Genomic DNA, 20,689 nt, shown 5'->3' with positions numbered 1-20,689 from the left:
AAGTCGCCGATGAGCCCGAATCCACTCGTGACCTGCGTGATGTCGGCGTCGCCGACGAGGAAGTGCTCGCTGCGGTTCACCGCCTGGAACAGCGCCTTCAGCGGTCGCTCCGCCGGCGAGTCGGCGAGCCGCGGCATCCACCAGAGGCAGCTGGACCGTCACCTGCCGGCCGGCCTGCACGAAGATGCCACGTCCGTCCGGGAAGTCCGCGCGCTTGACCTTCGGGAACGGCACCTTGAAGACGGCATCGCCGTCGAAGGCGTCCGGCTTGAGAATGATGCCCTTGCGGCCGCCCTTGAAGTCGCCGATGAGCCCGAATCCACTCGTGACCTGCGTGATGTCGGCGTCGCCGACGAGGAAGTGCTCGCTGCGGTTCACCGCCTGGAACAGCGCCTTCAGCGGTCGCTCCGCCGGCGAGTCGGCGAACTGGGGCACGTCCTCGATCACGATCATGAGCCGCGCTTCGAGCGACTCGTCGGCGACCAGCTCGGCCAGCTCCGTGGCGAGGTCTTTCGCCTCGTCCACCGTCGTGGCGCTGCGCATCCAGGGGGCGAACTCCTTGAGCTGAGAGCGCCGACCGCCGAAGTGGAAGAGCTTCACCGACCGATCGAACCGCACCATCGAGGTCACGAGGGCCTTCATGGCGTTGGTCTTGCCTGCCTGCGGCGGGCCGGACACCACGAAGGTGCCCACCGCGTCGAACTCGCGCGGGGCGAGGGTGTCCTCGGCGATGCCGAGGACCGGGAACTCGCCGATGCGCTCGGGCAGCGCCGACCAGGGCAGGCGCGTGGGCAGCGAGCCGATCTCGTCGACCTCGCGAGCGCCGAGCGCCCGCAGCTCTTCGGCCCATTGCGTGAGCAGCTTGGTCTGCTCCGCCACATTGGGCGTCCCGCCGAGCACCGCGATCTGCGTCTCGAATCCGTCGACGATCGCGCGGCCCGGTGCGGAGCGCTCGTCGAGGACGTCCTTCGGCGCGTTCAGAAGGGAGTACGCGTTCTCGTCCGCCAGGCGCAGGATCACGCGGCGCGAGATGTTCGAGCTCACCGCGGTGGGAACCGAGCCCGACCGGTCGGCGGTGGCGACGACGTGCACGCCCAAGGGTCGGCCCTCGCCGAGGATCCGCATGAACGCCTGATAGAACGGCATCCGTGCGGTCGTCGACTCCCACTCGGCGCGGAACTGCGGCAGACCGTCCAACAGCAGGATGATGCGCGATTCGTCGCGCCCGGTCAGTTCGCGGTACTCGGCGACGCTGGAGGCATTGGCCGCGCTGAAGCGCTTGCCGCGGTCGTCGAGCACGCGTCCGAGCGAGCGCAGGATGCGCTGCACCCGCTCCGCGTCATCGCCCGGGATGATCGAGCCGACGTGCGGCAGCACTTCGAGGCTCTTGAGCGAGCCCGACCCGAAGTCCAGACCGTACACCGCGACGTTCTCGGGGCGGCGGCCCATTCCGGCGGAGATCGCGATCGTGCGCAGCACCGTGGACTTGCCCGAGCCGCTGGTGCCGTACACGAGCAGCGATCCATCGCGATCCGGCTCGAAATACACCGGCTCCTGAAGCTGACGCTCGGGAACGTCGCGTTTGCCCAGGAGGATGTTGCCGGCACGGCCCGGGCGCAGGGCCCGGATGTCGACGGTCGTCTCGAGGTCGTCCAGCCACGGACGGCGCGGCGCCGGAATCCCCGCCTGCGCGGCCGCGGCGACGAGGGTCGCCACGATGCGCTTCTGGTCGTTGGGGCCCGGATCGACGTCGTGCGCGGCATCCTCCCCCCGGTCCTCGAGCTCCCACCGCTGCACCGAGCCGAAGCGCAGCTCCGCGACGCTCACGTCCGCGACCGGTGCCGCGTCGGTGCTCCACCCGCCGGCGTACGCGGACTGGAAGGGCACGAGGCGCCCGGGCCCGGTCTTGGCGATGCCGCGGCCCGGGATCCCCGGGTCGAAGCTGGCAGCGACCGGGTCGTCGACGACGTCCTTGGAGTCGGACTCGTCGGCCATGCGCAGCGCCACGCGCAGATTCGTGTTGGCGCGCAGGTTGTCCTTGATGACGCCGGCCGGCCGCTGCGTGGCCATGATGAGGTGGATGCCGAGCGAGCGGCCGCGCTGCGCGATGTCGACGACCCCGTCGACGAACTCGGGGACCTCGCCCGCGAGCGCGGCGAACTCGTCGATCACCAGCACGAGCGCGGGAGGCGTGTCGGGGTCGCGGCGCTTCTCGAGTTCGAGGAGGTCCTTGGCCTTCTTGCGGTTGAACAGGTGCTCGCGGTGGTGGAGCTCGGCCCGCAGGCTCGTCAGGGCGCGGCGCACGAGGTGAGGGCTCAGGTCGGTGACCAGGCCGACGCAGTGGGGAAGGTCCACGCAGTCGGCGAACGCCGAGCCGCCCTTGTAGTCGACGAAGAGGAACGTGACGCGGTCAGGGCTGTGCGCGGCGGCCATGCCGAGCACCCATGCCTGCAGGAACTCGGACTTGCCCGCACCGGTCGTTCCGCCGACCAGCGCGTGCGGGCCCTGCGTCCGCAGGTCGAGCGTCATCGCGTCGGTGGCGCCCTGGCCCACGATCGCGCGGAGCGTTCCGGCCTTCTTGAGGCGCGGCAGCGTCGCCCCCGAGCGGTCCACGATGGTGTTGTTCTCGCGCCACCGCTCGATCGCGAACGACGGGTCCGACGCGAGCTCGGGGCCGGCCAGCGACAGGAACATGACGGAGTTCGGGATGTCGGACGCGTCCTCGATGACCGTGCTCGAGTCCGCGACGGGCGCGAGCCGCTTGGCGAGCACCGTCATGAGTTCGTTCGAGACGCCCTCCACCACGGTGACGGGGTACTCGACGCCGCTGCGCACGGTGCCCGTCCGTGCGGACTCCAAGCCGCCGGAGACGTCGACGAAGCTCCGGCAGACCGCCGGCAGCGCGTCCACGACCGGCGCCACGAACAGCCCGTAGACGCCGACGTCCGCTCCCCGCTCGAGCACCTGCGTCAGCCGTGCCCGATCGACCGGTGCGTCGGAGGTGACGATCACGACGACCGCGGTCTGGCCCGGGAACGTCGCATCCTCAGCGGCGCGCCGCACGTCGGTGCCGTACCGCATCGGGTCCCAGTCGTCGTCGAGCGGTGGGCGCGGCGAGCTCGCCGCCTTGGACCGGCGCATCACCAGCTCTTCCAGTGCCGACAGCAGAGCCGCGCCGGTGGAGGCCGAGTCAGACAGCGGCATGTCGCGGAACGGGCTGCGCTCGCTGGTGGTGTGCGGCAGCCACTTCAGCCACTCCAGCTGGCGCGCCCACTGCGGCTCGGTGAGGGCCACCGCCACCAGCTCGTTCGGGGAGTGCAGGCCGAACAGCTGCACGCACAGGCCCCGCAGCGCATCCGCGCTCTCGCGGGGCGGACCTGCCACACCGATGACGCCGACGCTCTGCAGCGACTCCAGCACCGGAACACCGTCGATCATGCGGTACCGCTCGCGCAGCCGGTCGACGCGGTCGACATACTCCTGCAGCGCCTCGGGGCTGTCGGAGCGCTTGACCGTGGTGCGCGACGGTGCTTCGGAGGTGCCCAGGCGCACGGCGAGGAAGTTCCAGTGCTCGGGACGCCGTGTCCACAGCATGGGCCCCAGCCGCATGGCCTCCTCGAAGACCACGGCCACCGGCGGCACCTCGGCGTTTCGCACCTCCCGCTCCCGCGGGCGCTCCCGGTACAGCCTCTCCTCGAGCTCCTCGAAGGTCCGCTCGAAGACCTCGGCCTCCTTCTTGACCCGCTGCCCGACCTGGGTGCGCTGCGAGATGAAGTTGCCGAAGAGCATGAGCGGCGACAGCAGCACGACGACCAGCGAACGCGGGTTGCCGTTCATCGCGAACAGCGCGACGCCGAGGATCACCGGCGCCACGAGCATCGGCCACGGGAACAGCCGGGTGATCGGGTCCTTGGGCAGGCGCGGCTCGGGCAGCTCCTCGCCGACGTAGCGCGGCTCCACGCGCGGGCTGCGGTTGAACAGCAGCGTGCCGCCGCGCTCGAGCACCGGGTCGGGATCGGCGGGTGCGTAGTCGTGCACCATCTGCACGACGAGCTCGGTGTCGCCGAGCGCGAAGCGCTGACCGGGGATGACGCGCAGCCGCTGCACCAGGCCGCCGTCGACCACGATGCCGTTGGCCGAGTTGAGATCGACCAGCTCCACCGTGCCGCCCACCTCGATGCGCGCATGGCGCTTGGAGATGAGCGGGTCCTCGAGGACGATGTCGTTGCCCACAGCCCGGCCGATCGTGAACTGACCGCGCGGCAGCTGGAACTCCCGCCCTGCGAAGGGACCGGCCACGACGTACAGGATCGCCGCGGCCGGCGCGCCCGCGCGACGGGAGGACACGTAGTCGGCGCCGAGATTGACGACGGAGGCGACGAAGCCCGAGCCGACGGGCGCGTCGCTGATCAGCATGTCGGGTTCGAGGAGCGCGAACGCCGACGACGTCGGAGGCGCGACCCGGAGCGTGAGCACGTCGTCGGGTGCGGCGGTGATCTCGCGGGCCGGGTCCGCTTCGGCGATCCGCCGGGCGACGTCCTGCACGGTCGCCGTGGTGTCGGACGTCACCACGATGTCGGTGTGCTGATCGGCGCGGCGCTGGAGCGTCAGTTTGAGTCTCATGTGTGCGTGTCCTCGTGCGGATGCCGGCGTCAGCCGATCCGGATGCTCGCGTGGCGGTCTCCGAGCCGAATCGTATCGCCGCTTCGCAGCTCGACCTGTTCACGCGGCGCCAGCGGCCGCTCCGTCCCGTCGCGCAGCAGGGCGCTGCCGTTCGTGGAGCCCAGGTCGATCACCACGAGCCCGCCACCGGAGCGGAGGATCGCCAGATGCGTCTTCGAGACCGACATCGAGGGGTCGGTGATCGCGATGGGATCCAGCCGCGGCCCGGTGTCCGGCGCGGCGGGATCTCGGCCGACGAGGATGCCGTCGCCACGGATGTGGATCGCCTGCCCGGTGTCCAGTGTCACGGTGGCGGGCGTCCGAGCCGCCGGCGTCGCGGCCGACGTGACGGGCGGCGCGGGCGTGTCGGGTGCGGCGGGTTCGGCATCCGGGAGCAGCCGCGGCGGCACCCAGGCACCTGCGGTGCTCCCGGCCGAGCCCGGCCGCACCGACGACGGCACCGCGGGTGAAGCGGCTTCCGGTCCCGCCACACCGACCGGGACGGCGGGAGCGAACGCTCCGGCAGCAGGCGCGTCGGTCTCGGTCCCCGCGGCGTCGGTGCGGAGGGCGCCGAGCACGCCACCGCTGTTGCGTGTGGTCGGGATGTAGGCGGACGGCCCCCGTTCGTCGACCGGCGTGGCCAGCGACGGCAGTTCGCTGCGCACGTCTTCGAGGTCTGTGGCCACAGTCTTGCGGGCGATCCGCATGCGCTTCGCGTCGTACGGGTGCAGTCCGTTGCGCACGTCCACGCACCATGTCGCCGCGGCCAGATCCGGCCAGCCGCGCCCCCGACGCTCGGGGTCGAAGAACGGCGAGAGGGCGATGACCAGCAGCGGGCCGATGACCGGGACGACGAAGCTCGCCCACAGCACGAGCGCGCGCACGACGCCGCCGCGCCAGAAGCCGGGTCGCTCCAGCGTGCGCACGTTGACCGTACGGAGGCCGGTGACGGCCTTGCCGAGCGTCACACCGCGCCGACCGAGCAGCACGAGCTGCACGACGATGTACGCGGTCGTCAAGAGGGCCGATGCACCGGCGCAGATCAGCATGACGACGAGCGCCCCGCCCGTCACGGCGCCGGCCGAGCCCGTCGTCGATAGTGTCACGAGGCCCGGCAGCGCGCCCAGCAGGAGCGGCAGCTGCAGCGCCAGGTACACGAGGACCTCGAGCGTCGTGCTCAGCGCCCGGCGGCCGAACGGCGCAGGCACCAGGCCCAGCGACGCCGCGTACTCCGGCCGGGCACGGCCGTGCTCGTCGAGGCCCTCGATGCGGCGGGGCGCCTCGTCAATCTCCCAGATCACACCGGTCCTCCTGGCGAAAGCTCCGCGTCGACCCTAACCCGATCGCCGGACCGGGGCCGGGACGCCCGGCTCAGTGGAAGAAGTGTCGCTCGCCGGTGAAGAACATCGTGACGCCGGCGGACTGGGCCGCCGCGATCACCTCGTCATCGCGCACCGAGCCGCCCGGCTGGATGATCGCCGAGATGCCCGCGTCGATGAGGATCTGCGGCCCGTCGGCGAACGGGAAGAAGGCGTCGGATGCCGCGACCGAGCCCGCAGCTCGGTCACCGGCGCGCTCGACGGCGAGCCGGCACGAGTCCACACGGTTCACCTGGCCCATGCCGATGCCGACCGTCGCGGAGTTCTTGGCGAGCACGATGGCGTTCGACTTCACCGCGCGGCACGCCTTCCACGCGAAGATCAGGTTCGTCATGTCTTCGTCGGCGGGGCGCTCCCCCGAGACGAGCTGCCAGTCCTTCGCCACCGACTCGATGTCGTCGGGGAACCGGTCGGCGTCCTGCAGCAGCAGGCCGCCCGACACGAGGCGCACGTCCATGCGCTCCTGCTGCCAGTCGGCGGGAAGCTGCAGCAGGCGCAGGTTCTTCTTGGCGCGGAACACCTCCAGGGCCGCCGGCTCGAAGTCCGGAGCGACGATGACCTCGGTGAAGATGTCCTTGAGGTTCTCGGCCATCTTCAGCGTGACCGTGCCGTTGGCTGCGATGACGCCCCCGTAGGCCGACACCGGGTCGCACTCGTGCGCGCGCAGGTGGGCGCTGGCGATGGGGTCCAGGGCGTTGGGCGCCGTGACGGCGATGCCGCAGGGGTTCGCGTGTTTGATGATCGCGACCGCGGGCTTGATCATGTCGAACGCTGCGCGCAGGGCCGCGTCGGCATCGACGTAGTTGTTGTACGACATCTCCTTGCCCTGCAGCTGCGTCGCCTGGGCGATGCCGTGACCCCCGTTTCGCGTGTAGATCGCCGCGCGCTGGTGCGAGTTCTCGCCGTAGCGCAGGGTCGCCAGGCGCTCGGCCTTGATCGTGAGGTGGGCCGGCAGGTCTTCCTCGGTGAGAGTGCCTTCGGCGAACCACGTCGCGACGGCCCTGTCGTACTCGGCCGTGTGGGCGAACGCCCGCGCGGCGAGCTCGCGACGCTGCACCAGGCTCGTACCGCCGGAGCGGACCGCGTCGATGACGGCGGGATACGAGGACGGCGAGACCACGATCGCCACGTTGGCGTAGTTCTTCGCCGAAGCGCGCACCATCGCCGGACCGCCGATGTCGATCTGCTCGACGACGTCGTCGCCCTGCGCGCCCGAGCGGACCGTCTCGACGAACGGATAGAGGTTCACGACCACCAGCTCGAACGGGGCGATGTCGAGGTCGGCGAGCTGACGCTCGTGGTCCTCCAGGCGGAGGTCGGCGAGGAGCCCGGCGTGCACGCTCGGGTGCAGGGTCTTCACGCGTCCGTCCAGCGACTCGGGGAATCCGGTCACGCTCGCCACATCGGTGACGGTGTGGCCGGCCTCGCGCAGGAGCGTCGCCGACCCACCCGTCGAGACGATCTCCACGCCCGCCTCCGCGAGGGCCGCACCCAGCTCCAGCAGGCCGGTCTTGTCGCTCACCGACACCAGGGCACGGCGCACGGGGACGATGTCGCGGGGGCGGTACAGGGCGGGGTCGTGACTGGGTCCGGCCATGGCGGATCTCCTCGGTGGGATAGGGGTCAGCTCGGGGCGTTCGCGGACACCGCCGCGAGGTCGAGTTCGCCGGTCGCGACACGACGCACCACATCGATGAGCAGCCGTCGCTCGACCGGCTTGATGCGTTCGTGCAGGGCGTGCTCGTCGTCGCCGGGCAGCACGGGCACGCGTTCCTGGGCGAGGATCGGACCGGAGTCGACACCGTTGTCGACGATGATCACGCTGGCGCCGGTCTGCGCCACGCCCGCGGCGAGGGCGTCGCGCACGCCGTGCGCTCCCGGGAACTCCGGAAGGTAGGCCGGGTGGGTGTTGATGATGCGCGGCGACCACGCGTCGACGAGGTCGGCCGGCAGCAGGCGCATGAGTCCGCTCAGCACGACGAGATCCGGTCGCCACACGTCCAGTTGCGCCGCAAGTTCGGCGCCCCACTCCTCGCGCGTCGCGAACTGGGCGAACGGGACCATGAAGGTCGGGATGCCGTACTCCTCGGCGTGCGCGAATCCGTCTGCCTCGCGGTCGGCTCCGACGACGACGACCTGGGCGGGGAAAGCGGGGTCGGCAGCGGCGTCGAGAAGCGCACGCAGGTTCGACCCGGTGCCCGAGATGAGGACGGCGACCGAGAGCACCCGGCTAGTCTAGCCGCGGCCCGGCCGTGCCCCCGGCCGCCCGGCGGCGCCCAGCCGTTCCCGGCGGCGCCCCCGGGGCCGCCGGGAACGGGGTCTCACGACCGGGCGATCACAAAGCCGCCGGCGGGGAGGACGATGGTGCCGCCGTCGCGGAGCGTTCGCTCCCGCACGAGCGTTCCGCGGTCGTCGTACACCCGCACCGACACCGGCGTGCCCTGTGCGCCGATGCGCACCGGCTGGGATCGGTCGATCCCCGAGTGGACGAGCTCGGTGCGGCCCGCGCCCGTGAGCACGAGCCGGGACTGCGCGGGCCGCACGATCAGGGCGTCGAGCACCAGCGGACCGCGCTCGACGTCCACACGAACGCGGCTCTCGCCGGCCCGGACGGTGCGCTCCAGTGCATGCGGGAGCAGCACGCCCGGCACCGGCGAGATCCCCTGCGGGGGACCCTGGATCTCGAGGGATCCGAGCGGACGCCGATCGCCATGCCACTGCGAAGCGCCGGCCCAGCCGGGTTCGGCCCACACCACCGGTTCGATCGCGCGATCGGCCGACGCCTCACCGAGGTCGAAGACGGCATGCTCGCCGGGTTGAAGCGTCAGCGCTCGGCCCGACCACAGTGATTCGCCGGTCCACGCCGTCGGAGCGGACACGGTGCCCGACGTGTCGACGGCGTCCTCGGCCTCGACCAGCGACAGCCCGTCGCGCTCGCTCACCGTCGCGACCGAGCTCGCCCGCACGCCGAGCTCCGGGCGCGCGTCGAGCGCCAGCATGGTGAGCAGCCCGTGGATCGTGCTCTCGGCGCCGCTGTTGCGGTTGACGGTTCCATCGGGCTGGAGGCCGTCGTAGGTGACGCCGGTGGCCGGGTCGTACATGGGCGTGCCCGCATGGTTGGCCCCGAAGAACCATGCCGCCTGGATGGCGGCGAGGTCGGCGAAGCCCGGCGCCCCGGTGGCGTCGGCGACGGCCAGCAGCGACTGCACCCGGGAATCCGCGCCGTAGGCGATCTGCACGCGGTCGGCAGGGGTCGGGAACCAGCCGTTGTCGGGGCCGCCGGCCGTCAGCAGCGTCGGCGTGAACACGGCGGCGTCGCGGACGGCGGGCTCGGCGAGCGCCGGGTCGCCCAACGCGACGGATGCCGCCGCCAAGGCCGCCGGCATCTGCGAGCCCCAGCCGTGCCACATGCTGCGGGACTGCGCCCAGGGCAGGATGGCGCCGTACGGCCACTGCTCGATGTCACCGGCCGCCATCGCGCCGATCCCCTCGGCCAGCTTGCGCAGCGCGTCGGCCGCTGAAGCGTCTGCGGGCACGGCGCGCACCCGGGCGGCGAGCCCGAGCACGGCCTCGGCCGAGGCATCCGCACCATCCACGATGAGCCATGCCGGCACCCGCATGCCATCGGTCTCAGCCCACTGGCCGTAGCGCACCAGCACCTGGCGGTCCAGCGCGTCGACCGCCAGCGCGAGCCGCTCCTCCAGGAACGAGGCGAAGGACGGGTCGGCCTGCTGGAATGCGGCGTACCCCTCGCCCAGCGCCCAGATGGTGCGTGCGAGCCAGTAACTCGGCCCCGAGTCCGACGGGTCGGGCAGCTCGACCGGTTCCGCCGACGGGTTCAGCGTGCCGTCGGGCTGCATCCACAGCACGACGTTCCCGGCGCTCTCCCCCTCGGTCGTCTGCAGATAGGTCAGGCTGCGCAGCAGCTCGTAGGCGGTGTCGCGGCTGGTCGCGGCATCCGTCTGGGTCCAGTGCCGGAGATACACCACCGCGGCGCGCGCGATGTCATCCGCGTTGAAGGCGCCCTGTCCCCAATGGCCGGTCGCGGGGTCGAACGGACCGCCGCCCACGCGTTCGAAGGTGCCACCGGCGCGTGCATCGGCGTACGTCCAGGGCATCACCAGCGACGGTTCCTCGGCCAGGCGATAGGTCGTGTGGCCTTGAACGTCCGCCGGCGGGGTCGCCTCATCGAGCAGGAAGTCCAGATGCGCGAGGTTCGTGAGGGGTGCCCCGGTGAGCGCGTGCGCCGCCCTCTCCGACGCCTGGGAGGGGACGGCGACCGCGAGCGCGGAGGTCAGAGCCACCACGGCGGACACCATCGCGACGCGTGCACCCCGTCGTGCGAGCGTGTTCATGGGATCACGTTCCTTTCTCAGCCGGCGTCGGTGCGCTCCAGAAGCGCGACGCCGATCTTGGAGTCGGCCATGCCGTAGAAGACGAAGTGCCGCCCGTCGATCTCTTCGATCGCCGTCGGGAACACCACGTTCGGGACGATCCCGCTGCGCTCGTCATCGGTCTCGGGCGCCAGCAGCGGCTCGGGCGTGCGGGCGATGACCCGCGACGGGTCCTCGGCGTCCAGCAGCAGCGCGCCGGCCGCGTAATTCACCTTCTGCTGCTGCGCGAAGGCGCTGTCGATCACACCGGTGACGCCGTGATGAAGCACCAGCCATCCCTCGGGGACGCGCAGCGGCGGCGGGCCGCCACCGATCTTGACCTCCTCGAACGGATACTGCGGACCGGCGACGAAGCGATGCTGCTCCCACAGCACGAGGTTCGACAGATCCGCGCGCACCGCGTCGAGGGGCACATAGCTGATCCAGATCGACTGGCGTGGGTCCTCGATGCCCGCCGGCAGTCGCACGCCCTGCCCCGGCTTGGTCTCGCCCAGGTCCCACATCGGGCGGTGCAGCACGGCGAGCGCCGTCGTGCCGTCGGGCGCGGTGACCGGCTCGGGGAAGAACACGGTGTCCTTGTTGTGGAACAGGTTCAGGTCCATGTCGAGCTCGTCCTGATACCGGAACAGCACAGGGCCCAGGCGCCGCCACGTCCGCAGGTCGTCCGAGACCGCGATCGCGGTGCGGGGACCGAGCGGCCCGTAGGCGACGTAGGTCATCACGTGCAGGCCGAGCGCGTCGATCCATGTCGTCCGCGGGTCCTCCACGCCGGCGTTGCCCACGCCGCGCTCCCATCCCCGGTCGGGCTCCAGCACGACTCCCTCGCGCTCCACGGAGACCGGCACCCCGTCCTCCACGACGATGCGGGCAAGGCCCACGCGCGACACGTTGCCGTCGGCGACGAGGCGGGGAAGCAGGTACAGCTGCCCGTCGGGCCCGCGGCCGGAGGCGGGGTTGAGCACGCCTTCCGCCTCGTGGGGATCGCCGGGCTGCGGCGTCATGACGACTCCCACCCGACGGAGCCGGTAAGGGATCGAAGGGGTCGTTCCGGGCATGGTCATCCTTTCACTCCGGATCCGAGGTCGCTCGAGATGAAGTAGCGCTGGAAGACGATGAACAGGGTCACCGCCGGGATCGCCAGCACGACGGCGCCGGCCATCATGGCGCCGAACGGGTTCGAGGTGGAGGCGGCGATGTTCGAGATGAAGTTCGCCAGCGAGACCGCCAGCGGCTGCATCGACGCCTCCTTGGTGATGAGGAACGGCCACAGGAACTCGTTCCACGGGCCGATGAAGGTCAGCAGCACCGCCGTCAGGAGCGCCGGTCGCACCAGCGGCAGCGCCACGCTCCACAGCAGGCGGAACTCCCCTGCCCCGTCGATCCGGGCCGCCGAGAACAGATCCGGCGGCAGCTGCAGGAAGTACTGCCGGAAGATGAGCACCGCCGTCGAGTTGATGAAGAACGGCAGGATCATGCCGACGTACGTGTCCGACAGCCCGTAGTCGCGGGCGATCATGACGTACAGCGGGATCATGAGCAGCTGGAACGGCACGACCTGCACGAGCAGGCACAGCGCGAACGTCGTGCCGCGTCCCCGCCACTGCAGCACGGCCAGCGCGTACCCGGCCAGGACGCCGAAGACGACCGTGCCGAGCAGCACGCCGGCGGTGAAGATGCCGGAGTTGAGCAGCCCCTGCGCGAGGTTGATGCGGTCGTTGATCGCGACGTAGTTGTCGAACGTCAGGTTCCCGGGATGAGGGAACGCGCCCGCGACCGTCGGGTCGAGATCCGTCTGCAGCGAGCCGATGATCATGTAGTAGAACGGGAAGAGGAAGGCCAGCGCACCCAGGCTCAGCACGATGTACAGCGCGACCTTGCTTCCGAGCGCGCGTCTCATGACTCGTCACCTCCCACGAACCGCCGCTGCAGCCAGGCGATGATCAGCACGAAGATGATGAGGATCACGCCGATCGCCGAGGCCACGTCCGGATTGCCCTGTTCGATGCCCTTCTGATAGATCAGCAGCACGGGCGACGTCGACGCCCCGTTGGGACCGCCTCCCCCAGTGAGCAGGTACGGCTCGGTGAAGAGGTTCGCGCCGGTGATCGTCGCCAGCAACACGACGAGCAGAGTGGCGGGTCGGACGCCCGGCACGGTGACCGAGAAGAACTGGCGGATGCGTCCTCCCCCGTCGGTCGAGACGGACTCGTACAGCTCCTTCGGCACGTTCTGGAGGGCGGCGAGGTACAGCAGGACGTAGAACCCGAGACCCTTCCAGGTCACGAACAGCGCGATCGTCGGCATCGCCAGGGCACTGTTGACCAGCCACGAGGGCTGCGGCGCGAGCGGCCCGAGGATGTTGTTGACCAGCCCGTTCTTCGAGAAGAGGAAGAGCCATACCGCCACCACGGCGACCGATGCGGCGACGTAGGGCACGTAATAGCTCACCCGGAAGAACGTGCGCGCGTGCACCACCGTGTTGAGCGCGGTGGCCAGCACGATCGAGAGCACCACCGTGAGGGGCACGTTGATGATGAGGAAGATCCCCACGTTGTAGAACGACTGCCAGACGTCGGGATCCGTCAGCACCGTGACGTAGTTGTCGAAGCCCACGAACGGCCGATCGACCTCGGCGCCGGGTGCGGCGAAGAAGTAGTCGTGCACCGACATCCACAGCGCCAGGACGATCGGCGATGCGAAGACGATGATGACGAACGCCAGGTACGGCGCGGAGAACAGGATGCCGAGGGGCTGGGGCCCCAGGATCCGCCGGCGCCCGCGCGACGTGCCGGCGGGCTTGTCGTCCGTGGGCGCGGCCGTGCCGGGCCGGCCGGGGTCGCCCCCGGTCCGGCCGGCCGCGCCCGCCACGGTCGCGCTCATGTCAGCTTCCCGCCGCCAGCTTGTTCACCTCGGAGGCGGTGTCGGAGAGGAAGGCATCGACATCCTTCTCACCGAAGATCACCGCCTCGCTGTACCCGTCGCGGAACGTCTGCCAGATCTCGACGGAGTTCTGGACGTTCGGCACCTCGACGGTGCGAGAGGTCTGGTCGCCGAACTGCTGGTACGCGGGGTTCGCCGCGAAATAGTCGGGGTAGGTCTCGGTGAGGTTCTGGCGCATCGGCATCTGGCCGGTCTCCTCGAGCCACTTGCCGTCCTGCTCCTCACTGGTGGCGAACTTCAGCACGTCCCAGGCCGTCGCCTTGTTGTCGCAGGCCGTGAAGAGCCCGACGTTCTTGGCGTCGCTGAAGGTCCAGGTCTCGTCGGCGGCGACGCCGTCCTTGGTCGGCACGGGCACCGCCCCCCAGTTGACGTCCTCACCGTAGACATCGATCGCCCACGGACCGACGATCGCCATGGCGGCATAGCCGTCGGCGAAGGCATCGCCCTGGTACTGCTCCTGCCCGGCGAGCTGCTCGTCGTAGAGCGTCCGCCAGAAGTCGGCGACCGCCTGCCCGTCTTCGGAGTCGAAGGTCGCCTCGCCGTCCTCGACCAGCTGCGTGCCGCCGGTCTGCGCGGCGTACAGCGGGTAGAAGTCGAACCACGACTGGAAGAACTCGCTCGTGGGCGCGGGGTTGATCGCGTACGAGGCGACACCCGCTGCCTTCAGCGCGCGGGCGGTCTCGAGGAACTCGTCATAGGTCGACAGCGACGGGTTCTCGGGGTCCAGGCCCGCCTGAGCGAACATGTCCTTGTTGTAGAAGATCATCACGGGGTTGGACTTCCAGGGCATCTGATAGAAGTCGCCGTCCTCCGACCGGTACTGGTCGGCGACATCGCCGGAGCGCTCCGTGATGTAGTCGTCGCCGTCCTCGAAGTCCGACAGGTCGACGAGTCCGCCCTGCTTCTGGAATCCCGGCACCGCCGCCGGCGAGGTGTTGAAGACCAGGCACGGCGCGTTGCCCGCCGTGATCGCCGCCCCGATGACCTCCTCGCTGGAGGCCCCCGCGGGGATCTCCTGCGCCTTGATCTGCTCGTCGGGGTGGTCGGCGTTCCACGCCTCCACCATCTGCTTGCCCCAGGCGATCTCGGCCTCGTTGTTGGAGTACCAGATGGTGATGTCGCCGCGGCTGTCCATTCCGTCGCCGCCGCCTCCTCCGCCCCCGCTGCAGCCGGTCACCGCCAGGACACCTGCCGCGGCCACGGCCGCGAGCACCATGCGTCGTCGCATCTCTTGCTCCTTCATCGGTCGCGGCGATCGCCGCGAGTGTGGGTGGGCGCGGGTCCGGTGGACTCGCGGACGCTGAGGGTGGGCTCGGCCAGCCGCACGTGGACGACGGGCTCGCCCGCGATCGCACCGAGGAGGGTGCGCGCGGCGACACGGCCCCACTCGCGGGCGTCGGTGGCCACGCTCGTGAGGGCCGGGTCGATGTAGCGCCCGAGCTCGGTGTCGTCGAAGCCGGTGATCGAGAGGTCGCGGGGGATCGACAGTCCTCGCCGGCGTGCGACACCGACTCCGGCGATCGCCATGTGATCGTTGGAGTACACGATCGCCGTCGGCGGCGCATCGCCGTCGAGCAGCGCAGCGGTGGCCGCTGCTCCCTCCTCCGCGCTGAAGTCCGTGTCGACGGAAGCCGCGGCCAGGCCGAGGCTCGTGGCGGCGTCGTGGAAGGCGGCGCGGCGCGTCCGGGCGTGGAGCATCGTGTCCGGCCCCGCCACGTGGGCGATCCGCCGATGGCCGAGGTCCGCCAGGTGCCGCACGGCGGCGCGGATGCCGGCACCGTCGTCGACCGACACCGACGACAGTTCCGACGGACCCTCCGGCATCCCCAGCGTGACGGCCGCCAGGCCGAGATCGCCGACGAGCTGCAGCCGTGAGTCGGCCGCGCGCAGGTCGGTGAGGATCACCCCGTCCACCCGCTTGTCCGCGGCGAGCCCCCGATAGGTCTCTGCCTCCTGCCGGCCCGGTGTCGCGGCCGCGAGCACGAGCACCTGGCCGGAGACCGAGAACTCGTCCTCGAGGCCGGCGATGAAGGAGTGGAAGAACGGATCGGCGGCGATGACGTCGGTGCTGCGGCCGATCACGAGACCGCACGCGTACGAGCGGCCTGTGCTGAGCGCTCGCGCGCGCAGGCTCGGCGTCCATCCCAGTTCGCGGGCGACTTCGAGGATGCGGGCGCGTGTGTCGCTGGAGACCCCGGGTTTGTCGTTGAGGGCGAACGACACCAGCCCCTTGCTGACGCCGGCCCGGCGGGCGACGTCGGCGATCGTGGGCTGCGGCGACTCTGCCATGGCGCTCCTCGACGATGAACGGACTTCTAAACCGGTTCAGAGCCTAAAGCGGTTTAGGCGTGATGACAACCCCTTGCGCGTCGAAGATCGCGGTGGTAGCCGCCCGCTCAGAACTGGCGCGGAAGCTCGATGGGCTCGGTGATCGCCTCGGGCCGATCGAACGCGTCGCGTGTCGACTCGGGAGCGTCCGTCGGCGGCTCCGTGCGAACCGCCGGCGTCTCAGCCGAGGCAGCCGGCCATGCCGCTGCCGACGGCGTCCGCTTCCCTCCCACGCGACGGGGCGCGAGCAGCACGATCGCCGCCCCCACCAGAACCTCGAAGCCGACCGCCATGGCGACCGGCCCGGGCGCGGGACCGAATTCGGTCAGGCGTCCGGGTCCGAGCGCACCGGATGCCGCGAAGGCCAGGAGCGCGGCGAGCGCTCCGGCCACCAGCGCGATGCCGGCCGTGATGGCCAGTCGCGCCCCCATCGGGTCCTCGTCGGCGGCGGCCGGGACGAGAACGGACTCTTCGGGATCGGGGTCCTCACGAGCGGTGGAGCCGGACAGGAGGCCGGTGAGCGCCGCGGTCTTCGTCGCATCGAACCGCGATGAGGGGGGCGTCTGCGCCGACGCGGCGGCACGTGTTCCGACCGGTGCTCCCCCATCCCGGCGGACGAGGCGCGAGCGCACGATCCATCCGGCGAACGCGCCGAGCGCGACGGGGAGAAGGGCCAGCAGCAGCAGCCACGACGTGGTGGAGTCCGGCACGGCGCCCAGGGCCGGCAGCGCGGGGACGACCCCGACCTGCGTGCCTGCGGGCGACACCGCGGTATCGGCGCCGACCGCGAAACCGGGACCGGCGACGAAGCTCATGCCCCACACGGCGAGCGTCGGCACGTACGCGAGCTGGCCGAGCGTGAGCACGGTCGCCCCCAGGGCGTCGACATCGCCGGCCTCGAACAACGCGACGATCTGCCCGGCGCGCGCGAAGAGCGCGACGGCGGCGGCCACCGCCCCCAGGCCGACGAGGCCGACGCCCACCACGGCGCCTCCCCGCGCGATCAGTGCGGGCACCACGCCCCAGCCACGGGGCAGGGCCTCGATCCGATCGCGCAGCCCCGCGACGACCCCGGTGCCTGCCTCCGCCCATTCCGTCACGACGGCTCCCACGAACGCCGGCACCGCGAACACGAGCGTCGGCACGATGATCGCCTGCCACGGCTCGGCCGACGCGACGGGATTGGCGGAGGTCGACGCCACCGCTGCCGCCAGCGCGGTGAAGACGGCCGTCGAGGTCACCACACCGGTGACCCAGGCTTCCGCACGAGACGCGCGGACGCCGGAACGGGCGGCGAAGATCGCGGTGAAGCCCGCGAAGGCCAGCGGGGCGAGTGAGAGGACGAAGGATGCCGCGGCGCCGTCGATGCCCGTCGCAGCGAGGTATTCCGGCGGCAGAGTGACCGTCAGTGGCACGAGATTGCCGAGGTGCCACACCGATGCCGCCGCCGGCCAGAGGGCGCCCCATTCCGCCGTGCCGCCGAACCCGAAGACCCACAGGAGAGTGAGCGGCGCGAGCGCGGCGGCCAGCCCGACGGCGACCGCGATGGCGGCGTCGACGGTGGCCAGGAGGGCGACGATGAGGCGATGCATGCGCCATCGACCCTACTTCGGGCGGCACCGGCTGCATGGGCGCCCGCGCGCGAAGGCGCGGCATCCGTTCAGCTGATCCCCAGCTTCGCTCCGGAGCGACTAACGTTCTGGACGGAGGTCCACACATGAGCGCAGCCCCGTCCGACCCGGCACACAGCCCCGACGGCACCACCACCGGTGTCGCCACCGCAGAGAACCGCGAGACCCCGCAGCCGAAGAACGGGTTCGATCGCTTCTTCGAGATCACGCGGCGCGGTTCGACGGTCGGCACCGAGGTGCGCGGCGGCGTCGTGACGTTCGTGACGATGGCCTACATCGTCATCCTGAACCCGATCATTCTCTCCAGCGGCGTCGACGTCGACGGCAACAGCCTGGGCTTCACGCAGGTCGCGGCCACGACCGCGCTGACCGCGGGGGTCATGACGGTGCTGTTCGGGCTCGTGACGCGCCTGCCGTTCGCCTTCGCCGCAGGTCTCGGCATCAACTCGTTCCTGGCGGTCTCGGTCGTCGGGCAGGTGACCTGGCCCGAGGCGATGGGGCTGGTGGTCATCAACGGCCTCATCATCGTGCTGCTGGCGGCCACGGGTCTTCGGCGCATGATCTTCGACGCCGTGCCGATCCAGCTGAAGCTCGCCATCACGGTCGGAATCGGCCTGTTCATCGCCTTCATCGGCTTCGTCGACGCCGGCTTCGTCACCTCGACGGGCGTGTCCTCTCCCCCCGTCGGGCTCGGCGCCAACGGATCGGTCGCCACCGTCCCGACCCTCATCTTCGTCTTCACCCTGCTGCTGACCGGCATCCTCGTCGCACGCAAGGTGAAGGGCGGCATCCTCATCGGGCTCGTCACCGGCACCGTCGTCGCCGTCATCGTCGAGGCGATCTGGAACCTCGGCCCCAAGGTCGACGGCGACACGATCAACCCCGGCGGCTGGGGCCTGTCGGTGCCCGAACTGCCGAGTTCGCTGGTGAGCGTGCCCGACCTGTCCCTCGTCGGCCAGGTGTCGTTCGGCTCGTTCGAGCGCATCGGCGTGCTCGCCGCGCTCATGCTGGTCTTCACGCTGGTGTTCACCAACTTCTTCGACGCGATGGGCACGATGACGGGCCTTTCGAAGGAGGCCGGCCTCGCCAACGACAAGGGCGACTTCCCGCGGATCAAGTCGGCGCTCATCGTCGAAGGTGTCGGCGCCGTCGCGGGTGGTTTCACCTCGAGTTCTTCCAACACCGTGTTCATCGAGTCGGGCGCGGGCATCGGCGAGGGTGCGCGGACGGGCTTCGCGAACGTGGTGACCGGAGTCCTCTTCCTCATCGCGATGTTCTTCACCCCGCTCGTGTCGATCGTCCCGAGCGAGGTGGCAGCTGCCGCCCTGGTCATCGTCGGGGCCCTGATGATGGCGCAGATCAAGAACATCGACTTCTCGGACTTCTCGGTGCTGCTGCCGGTCTTCCTCGCCGTCACCGTGATGCCGCTGACCTACTCGATCGCCAACGGCATCGGCGCGGGCTTCATCGCCTGGGTCGTCGTGCGCTCGCTCTCGGGCAAGGCGCGCCAGATCAGCCCCCTGCTGTGGATCGTCGCGGCTGGCTTCGTGCTCTACTTCGCCCGCGGTCCGCTCGAGGCGATGCTGGGCTGACCCGCTTCGTGGGGACGGATGCCGCAGCCCGCGGCATCCGTCCCCCTTGCGTTTCCGCAGCACATCGGCGTGGCCCGGCGGCGCCGGCGGCGCGCCGGCGGGTCCCCGGCGGCTCAGGTGGCGCGACACGCGGGAACGACACGGCCGATACGGCGTGTCGCGACACCTGAAGCGCGGGCGTGCCGGCGCGTCGGCGGGCCCCCGCGGCTCAGGTGGCACGACACGCGGGAACCGCACGGCCGATACGGCGTGTCGTGACACCCGAAGCTCGGGCGGGCCGGCGCGGGGGGCCGGAGGCGGCGCGGCATCCGTCGCCCCGCGCGGTTCTGCAGCCGGCGCGCCGGCGGACCCCCGCGGCTCAGGTGGCGCGACACGCGGTAACGACACGGCCGATACGGCGTGTCGCGACACCTGAAGCCGGCGCGCCGGCGGGTCCCCAGCGGCTCAGGTGGCGCGACACGCGGTAACGACACGGCCGATACGGCGTGTCGCGACACCTGAAGCTCGGCAAGGGCGGGCGCGGGATGCCGCGCCCGGCGTGACGGCGCCGGCGAGGGTCAGCGCAGCGGCGTCCACCCGGGCGGGGTGGGGCCGTCGTAGGCGGCGCGCTCGCGGTCCAGGGCAGCCGACCAGCCCTGTGCGGCGTCGACGGCGTCGAAACCGCCGCGCGCGACTCGGAAGCCGACGTCGTCGTGATGCATGCGGGGCGCGCCGCCGCGACGGGTCGAGGCCCGCACGCTGTGCGCGTCGTCGGCGAAACCGCCGCCGCGGAAGACGCGGTAGTCCCGGTAGCGGGCGGGGTCGAGGAGGTCCCAGCACCACTCCCACACGTTGCCGAGCGTGTCGAACAGGCCGTTGAGATTCGGCAGCTTGCCGCCGACCTCCTGCGGTGTCGTGACGCCGTCGGCGCTCGTCCAGGCGATCTCAGCGAGCGGCCCATAGTGCGCGCCCGTCGAACCGGCGCGGCACGCGAACTCCCATTCGGCCTCGGTGGGCAGCCGGTACCCGTCGGCGTCGACGTGCCAGGTGACCTCTTCGCCGTCGAACGTGTACGCGGGGTCGAGCCCCTCCCACTCCGAGGCGGCGTTGCAGAAGCGGATCGCGCGCAGCCAGCTGACGTCGGTGACCGGACGCCGGGGAGCGGATGCCGTCTCCCCGAGCAGCTCGCCCAGCTGCTCCTGCGTCACGGGGTACACGCCGATCTCGAACGGCTCGAGTTCGACGCTCCAGCGCACCTTGCGCCGTGCGTCGTGGAGAGTGACGCTGCCGGCCGCGATCCGGGCCAGTTCGATGTCGGTCACTCGGTGCGCGGTTCGAGCAGGAAGATGGCGATCTGACGGTCGGTGCGCTTCTGGTAATTGTCGTAGTCGGGCCAGACCTCGGCTGCCCGCGTCCACCACAGCGCCCGCTCGTCACCCGTCAGCTCGCGCGCGGTGTAGTCGCGCTTGGTCGCGCCGTCCTGCAGTTCGACGTGCGGGTGGCGTCGCATGTTCTCGGCCCACTTCGGCTCGTCGTGCGCGCCGCCCTTGGAGGCGACGACGAGGTAACGACCATCGTGCTCCACCCGCATGAGCGCGGTCTTCCGCAGCGCACCGCTCTTCGCGCCGACGGTCGTCAGCACGATGATCGGGACGCCGCGCAATGTGTTGGCCTTCGCGCCCTGGGACGCCTCGTACTCCTCGGCCTGCGTGCGGGCCCAGTCGGCGGTGGACGGCTTGTACTCTCCGGTCAGCGGCATGGGACCAGCGTAGAGGCGCCCGCGG

The 20,689-nt window shown here is 71.0% G+C and carries 14 protein-coding genes; 1 reads left to right on the top strand and 13 read right to left on the bottom strand.

Going from position 1 to position 20,689, the window contains the following annotated elements:
• The 11 genes from C9992_RS16605 to C9992_RS16555 form a co-directional block, all read right to left on the bottom strand.
• Window positions 1-4,623 (bottom strand): FtsK/SpoIIIE domain-containing protein (locus C9992_RS16605; protein WP_235008299.1); only part of this gene is annotated, 4,623 nt, incomplete at its 3' end.
• Window positions 4,624-4,652: 29 nt separating this feature from the next.
• Entirely contained in the window at window positions 4,653-5,963 is a 1,311-nt protein-coding gene (locus tag C9992_RS16600) for an RDD family protein (RefSeq protein WP_106816744.1), read from the bottom strand.
• 70 nt (window positions 5,964-6,033) lie between these two features.
• Window positions 6,034-7,638, bottom strand: a complete 1,605-nt coding sequence (gene purH, locus C9992_RS16595) for a bifunctional phosphoribosylaminoimidazolecarboxamide formyltransferase/IMP cyclohydrolase (protein ID WP_106816743.1) — start codon at window positions 7,636-7,638, stop codon at window positions 6,034-6,036.
• A 26-nt stretch (window positions 7,639-7,664) separates the two neighbouring features.
• Complete coding sequence (gene purN / locus C9992_RS16590; protein WP_106816742.1) at window positions 7,665-8,267, bottom strand: phosphoribosylglycinamide formyltransferase; 603 nt, start codon at window positions 8,265-8,267, stop codon at window positions 7,665-7,667.
• Between the two features lie 95 nt (window positions 8,268-8,362).
• Window positions 8,363-10,396 (bottom strand): hypothetical protein, encoded by a 2,034-nt coding sequence (locus C9992_RS16585; protein ID WP_106816741.1) that lies wholly within the window; start codon window positions 10,394-10,396, stop codon window positions 8,363-8,365.
• A gap of 17 nt (window positions 10,397-10,413) precedes the next feature.
• Window positions 10,414-11,496 (bottom strand): glycoside hydrolase family 130 protein, encoded by a 1,083-nt coding sequence (locus C9992_RS16580; RefSeq protein WP_200826370.1) that lies wholly within the window; start codon window positions 11,494-11,496, stop codon window positions 10,414-10,416.
• A complete protein-coding gene (locus C9992_RS16575) occupies window positions 11,493-12,332 on the bottom strand; it encodes a carbohydrate ABC transporter permease (protein WP_106816739.1) in 840 nt (279 codons plus the stop codon). Before C9992_RS16575 ends, C9992_RS16580 begins: the two co-directional genes overlap by 4 nt.
• Window positions 12,329-13,315, bottom strand: a complete 987-nt coding sequence (locus C9992_RS16570; protein WP_106816738.1) for a carbohydrate ABC transporter permease — start codon at window positions 13,313-13,315, stop codon at window positions 12,329-12,331. Before C9992_RS16570 ends, C9992_RS16575 begins: the two co-directional genes overlap by 4 nt.
• 1 nt (window position 13,316) lies before the next feature.
• Window positions 13,317-14,603, bottom strand: coding sequence for an extracellular solute-binding protein (locus C9992_RS16565; protein WP_106816737.1), 1,287 nt, complete (start codon window positions 14,601-14,603; stop codon window positions 13,317-13,319).
• Between the two features lie 11 nt (window positions 14,604-14,614).
• Window positions 14,615-15,664 carry a LacI family DNA-binding transcriptional regulator gene (locus C9992_RS16560; RefSeq protein ID WP_106816736.1) on the bottom strand — a complete coding sequence of 350 codons (1,050 nt, stop codon included), beginning with the start codon at window positions 15,662-15,664 and terminating at the stop codon, window positions 14,615-14,617.
• Between the two features lie 107 nt (window positions 15,665-15,771).
• On the bottom strand, window positions 15,772-17,295 hold the full coding sequence (locus tag C9992_RS16555; RefSeq protein ID WP_106816735.1) for a cell division protein PerM: 1,524 nt from the start codon (window positions 17,293-17,295) through the stop codon (window positions 15,772-15,774).
• A gap of 125 nt (window positions 17,296-17,420) precedes the next feature.
• Here C9992_RS16555 and C9992_RS16550 point away from each other — a divergent pair, with 125 nt between their 5' ends.
• Window positions 17,421-18,926: an NCS2 family permease gene (locus tag C9992_RS16550; protein WP_106816734.1), complete on the top strand. Its 1,506-nt coding sequence runs from the start codon at window positions 17,421-17,423 to the stop codon at window positions 18,924-18,926.
• Window positions 18,927-19,483: 557 nt separating this feature from the next.
• Here the strand turns inward: C9992_RS16550 and C9992_RS16545 are convergent.
• Both C9992_RS16545 and C9992_RS16540 read right to left on the bottom strand, forming a co-directional pair.
• Window positions 19,484-20,227 carry a formylglycine-generating enzyme family protein gene (locus tag C9992_RS16545; RefSeq protein WP_106816733.1) on the bottom strand — a complete coding sequence of 248 codons (744 nt, stop codon included), beginning with the start codon at window positions 20,225-20,227 and terminating at the stop codon, window positions 19,484-19,486.
• Window positions 20,224-20,664 carry a nitroreductase family deazaflavin-dependent oxidoreductase gene (locus C9992_RS16540; protein WP_106816732.1) on the bottom strand — a complete coding sequence of 147 codons (441 nt, stop codon included), beginning with the start codon at window positions 20,662-20,664 and terminating at the stop codon, window positions 20,224-20,226. Before C9992_RS16540 ends, C9992_RS16545 begins: the two co-directional genes overlap by 4 nt.
• Between the last annotated feature and the right edge of the window lie 25 nt (window positions 20,665-20,689).

The organism is Microbacterium timonense, from assembly GCF_900292075.1.
GTDB lineage: Bacteria > Actinomycetota > Actinomycetes > Actinomycetales > Microbacteriaceae > Microbacterium > Microbacterium timonense.
Note: the sequence above shows the minus strand (reverse complement) of the source record. Positions and strands in the feature narration are given on the sequence as shown.